Origin of the sequence: Halopseudomonas laoshanensis (assembly GCF_008365385.1) — a bacterium.
GTDB lineage: Bacteria > Pseudomonadota > Gammaproteobacteria > Pseudomonadales > Pseudomonadaceae > Halopseudomonas > Halopseudomonas laoshanensis.
Map to the genome: position 1 here is coordinate 1 of NZ_QOVF01000014.1, position 5,289 is coordinate 5,289.

The 5,289-nt window shown below is 52.0% G+C and carries 2 tRNA genes and 2 rRNA genes; all 4 read right to left on the reverse strand.

The annotated features are described in order from the left end of the window. Nucleotides 1-62: 62 nt before the first annotated feature. Nucleotides 63-2,952: ribosomal RNA gene (locus DT594_RS18830) — 23S ribosomal RNA — on the reverse strand. Between the two features lie 301 nt (nucleotides 2,953-3,253). Continuing rightward, nucleotides 3,254-3,329, reverse strand: a tRNA-Ala gene (locus DT594_RS18835). Between the two features lie 29 nt (nucleotides 3,330-3,358). Next, nucleotides 3,359-3,435, reverse strand: a tRNA-Ile gene (locus tag DT594_RS18840). 146 nt (nucleotides 3,436-3,581) lie between these two features. After that, nucleotides 3,582-5,118, reverse strand: a 16S ribosomal RNA gene (locus DT594_RS18845). The 16S and 23S rRNA genes sit together here with 2 tRNA genes alongside, the layout of an rRNA operon. Nucleotides 5,119-5,289 lie beyond the last annotated feature (171 nt).

A 5,289-nucleotide genomic window follows, 5' to 3' on the forward strand; every position in this document is an offset into this window, starting at 1 on the left:
CAATCCAAGTTCGGATTGTCGTTCATCGGTGTCATGACCACACCAAATTGCTTGGGTGTTATATGGTCAAGCCACACGGGCAATTAGTACTGGTTAGCTCAACGCCTTGCAACGCTTACACACCCAGCCTATCAACGTCGTAGTCTTCGACGGCCCTTTAGGGGAGTCAAGCTCCCGGTGAGATCTCATCTTGAGGCAAGTTTCCCGCTTAGATGCTTTCAGCGGTTATCTTTTCCGAACGTAGCTACCCGGCAATGCCACTGGCGTGACAACCGGAACACCAGGGGTTCGTCCACTCCGGTCCTCTCGTACTAGGAGCAGCCCCTCTCAAATCTCAAACGTCCACGGCAGATAGGGACCGAACTGTCTCACGACGTTCTAAACCCAGCTCGCGTACCACTTTAAATGGCGAACAGCCATACCCTTGGGACCGGCTTCAGCCCCAGGATGTGATGAGCCGACATCGAGGTGCCAAACACCGCCGTCGATATGAACTCTTGGGCGGTATCAGCCTGTTATCCCCGGAGTACCTTTTATCCGTTGAGCGATGGCCCTTCCATACAGAACCACCGGATCACTAAGACCTACTTTCGTACCTGCTCGACGTGTGGGTCTCGCAGTCAAGCGCACTTTTGCCTTTATACTCTACGCACGATTTCCGACCGTGCTGAGTGCACCTTCGTACTCCTCCGTTACTCTTTGGGAGGAGACCGCCCCAGTCAAACTACCCACCATACACTGTCCTCGATCCGGATAACGGACCAGAGTTAGAACCTCAAAGTTGTCAGGGTGGTATTTCAAGGTTGGCTCCACATGAACTAGCGTCCACGCTTCAAAGCCTCCCACCTATCCTACACAAACAAATTCAAAGTCCAGTGCAAAGCTATAGTAAAGGTTCACGGGGTCTTTCCGTCTAGCCGCGGATACACTGCATCTTCACAGCGATTTCAATTTCACTGAGTCTCGGGTGGAGACAGCGCCGCCATCATTACGCCATTCGTGCAGGTCGGAACTTACCCGACAAGGAATTTCGCTACCTTAGGACCGTTATAGTTACGGCCGCCGTTTACCGGGGCTTCGATCAAGAGCTTCGCCGAAGCTAACCCCATCAATTAACCTTCCGGCACCGGGCAGGCGTCACACCCTATACGTCCACTTTCGTGTTTGCAGAGTGCTGTGTTTTTAATAAACAGTTGCAGCGGCCTGGTATCTTCGACCGGCATGGGCTTACGTAGTAAATACTTCACCCTCACCGGCGCACCTTCTCCCGAAGTTACGGTGCCATTTTGCCTAGTTCCTTCACCCGAGTTCTCTCAAGCGCCTTGGTATTCTCTACCTGACCACCTGTGTCGGTTTGGGGTACGATTTCTAGTTACCTGAAGCTTAGAGGCTTTTCCTGGAAGCATGGCATCAACCACTTCTCTTTCTAAAAGAAAGATCGTCATCAGTTCTCGGCCTTGATCTCCCGGATTTACCTAAGAAATCAGCCTACCACCTTAAACACGGACAACCAACGCCGTGCTGGCCTAGCCTTCTCCGTCCCCCCATCGCAGTAACTACAAGTACGGGAATATTAACCCGTTTCCCATCGACTACGCCTTTCGGCCTCGCCTTAGGGGTCGACTCACCCTGCGTCGATTAACGTTGCGCAGGAACCCTTGGTCTTCCGGCGTGGGAGTTTTTCACTCCCATTGTCGTTACTCATGTCAGCATTCGCACTTCTGATACCTCCAGCCAACTTCTCAATTGACCTTCACAGGCTTACAGAACGCTCCTCTACCGCTCATCCTAAGATGAACCCGTAGCTTCGGTGTATGGTTTGAGCCCCGTTACATCTTCCGCGCAGGCCGACTCGACTAGTGAGCTATTACGCTTTCTTTAAAGGATGGCTGCTTCTAAGCCAACCTCCTAGCTGTCTAAGCCTTCCCACATCGTTTCCCACTTAACCATAACTTTGGGACCTTAGCTGACGGTCTGGGTTGTTTCCCTTTTCACGACGGACGTTAGCACCCGCCGTGTGTCTCCCGTGCTGACACTCACTGGTATTCGGAGTTTGCATGGGGTTGGTAAGTCGGGATGACCCCCTAGCCCAAACAGTGCTCTACCCCCAGTGGTGATACACGAGGCGCTACCTAAATAGCTTTCGAGGAGAACCAGCTATCTCCGAGCTTGATTAGCCTTTCACTCCTATCCACAAGTCATCCGCTAACTTTTCAACGGTAGTCGGTTCGGTCCTCCAGTGCCTGTTACGGCACCTTCAACCTGCCCATGGATAGATCGCCCGGTTTCGGGTCTATACCCTGCGACTAAACGCCCTATTAAGACTCGGTTTCCCTACGCCTCCCCTAGACGGTTAAGCTCGCCACAGAATATAAGTCGCTGACCCATTATACAAAAGGTACGCAGTCACCCAACAAGTGGGCTCCCACTGCTTGTACGCATACGGTTTCAGGATCTATTTCACTCCCCTCACAGGGGTTCTTTTCGCCTTTCCCTCACGGTACTGGTTCACTATCGGTCAGTCAGGAGTATTTAGCCTTGGAGGATGGTCCCCCCATGTTCAGACAACGTTTCACGTGCGCCGTCCTACTCGATTTCACAACTAAGAGCCTTTCGTGTACGGGGCTATCACCCACTATGGCGGCCATTTCCAGGGCCTTCCACTAAACTCTAAATTGCTTAAGGGCTGCTCCCCGTTCGCTCGCCGCTACTTGGGGAATCTCGGTTGATTTCTTTTCCTCGGGGTACTTAGATGTTTCAGTTCCCCCGGTTCGCCTCACACACCTATGTATTCAGTGTGTGATACCTAGCTTATGCTAAGTGGGTTTCCCCATTCAGAGATCTCCGGATCAAAGTCTGTTTGCCGACTCCCCGGAGCTTATCGCAGGCTACAACGTCTTTCATCGCCTCTGACTGCCAAGGCATCCACCGTATGCGCTTATTCACTTGACCATATAACCCCAAACAATCTGTCGTTAGCCGAAGCTAGCGCCGATTATTCAAAGCGATATGTATGACATGATTCACGACAATCCGGAACTTGCGTTGAGATTACAAGTTACCTTAGCCATAACAGGTCGCAGTGAAACGCCTGTTATGTCTATCATTTCTATCACTTTCCCACATTGTTAAAGAGCGACTGGCACAAAGACCAGACATCAACAATCCACACGGTGCCTTCCCGGTGATTGTTCATGTATGAACTCTGGCGTCTAGCGATCGGTATCTCGGTCGTGTCTGACCTACTGCGTCTTGGTGGAGCCAAGCGGGATCGAACCGCTGACCTCCTGCGTGCAAGGCAGGCGCTCTCCCAGCTGAGCTATGGCCCCTTTTTCAAGACCTTCCACACCTCGACAATTGGTGGGTCTGGGCAGATTCGAACTGCCGACCTCACCCTTATCAGGGGTGCGCTCTAACCAACTGAGCTACAGACCCAATTGCCCGGGGACGCTCGAAACAGATAAGCCTAGACTTAGCTGCTACGGGTGAACTGTAGCTTGAGAGCTAAAGACCCTATCGCTTTCTTAATGAATCAAGTAATTCGTGTGAGTGCTTGACCGAATGGTCTGTGATCTATCGATTAAGGAGGTGATCCAGCCGCAGGTTCCCCTACGGCTACCTTGTTACGACTTCACCCCAGTCATGAATCACACCGTGGTAACCGTCCTCCCGAAGGTTAGACTAGCTACTTCTGGTGCAACCCACTCCCATGGTGTGACGGGCGGTGTGTACAAGGCCCGGGAACGTATTCACCGTGGCGTTCTGATCCACGATTACTAGCGATTCCGACTTCACGGAGTCGAGTTGCAGACTCCGATCCGGACTACGAGAGGTTTTATGGGATTAGCTCCACCTCGCGGCTTGGCAACCCTTTGTACCCCCCATTGTAGCACGTGTGTAGCCCTGGCCGTAAGGGCCATGATGACTTGACGTCATCCCCACCTTCCTCCGGTTTGTCACCGGCAGTCTCCTTAGAGTGCCCACCATAACGTGCTGGTAACTAAGGACAAGGGTTGCGCTCGTTACGGGACTTAACCCAACATCTCACGACACGAGCTGACGACAGCCATGCAGCACCTGTGTCTGAGTTCCCGAAGGCACCAATCCATCTCTGGAAAGTTCTCAGCATGTCAAGGCCAGGTAAGGTTCTTCGCGTTGCTTCGAATTAAACCACATGCTCCACCGCTTGTGCGGGCCCCCGTCAATTCATTTGAGTTTTAATCTTGCGACCGTACTCCCCAGGCGGTCAACTTAGTGCGTTAGCTGCGCCACTAAGAACTCAAGGTTCCCAACGGCTAGTTGACATCGTTTACGGCGTGGACTACCAGGGTATCTAATCCTGTTTGCTCCCCACGCTTTCGCACCTCAGTGTCAGTATCAGTCCAGGTAGTCGCCTTCGCCACTGGTGTTCCTTCCTATATCTACGCATTTCACCGCTACACAGGAAATTCCACTACCCTCTACCGTACTCTAGCCAAGCAGTTATGGATGCAGTTCCCAGGTTGAGCCCGGGGATTTCACACCCATCTTACTTAGCCACCTACGCGCGCTTTACGCCCAGTAATTCCGATTAACGCTTGCACCCTCTGTATTACCGCGGCTGCTGGCACAGAGTTAGCCGGTGCTTATTCTGTCGGTAACGTCAAGATTGCAGCGTATTAAGCTACAACCCTTCCTCCCAACTTAAAGTGCTTTACAATCCGAAGACCTTCTTCACACACGCGGCATGGCTGGATCAGGCTTGCGCCCATTGTCCAATATTCCCCACTGCTGCCTCCCGTAGGAGTCTGGACCGTGTCTCAGTTCCAGTGTGACTGATCATCCTCTCAGACCAGTTACGGATCGTCGCCTTGGTGAGCCGTTACCTCACCAACAAGCTAATCCGACCTGGGCTCATCTGATAGCGCAAGGTCCGAAGATCCCCTGCTTTCTCCCGTAGGACGTATGCGGTATTAGCGTCCGTTTCCGAACGTTATCCCCCACTATCAGGCAGATTCCCAGGCATTACTCACCCGTCCGCCGCTCTCAAGGGAAGCAAGCTTCCCTCTACCGCTCGACTTGCATGTGTTAGGCCTGCCGCCAGCGTTCAATCTGAGCCATGATCAAACTCTTCAGTTTTAAGACTGATTGGGTTTTGTGAAAACCCTAAACTTGGCTCAGCTTTATTACAAAAAACTCAGTGAATTCACAGAGTAACTTGCTTAGGCTGATAATCTTTCGGATCATCAATCCCATAAGGCAAGCACCCACACGAATTACTTGATTCACATTGTTAAAGAGCGTTTCGGT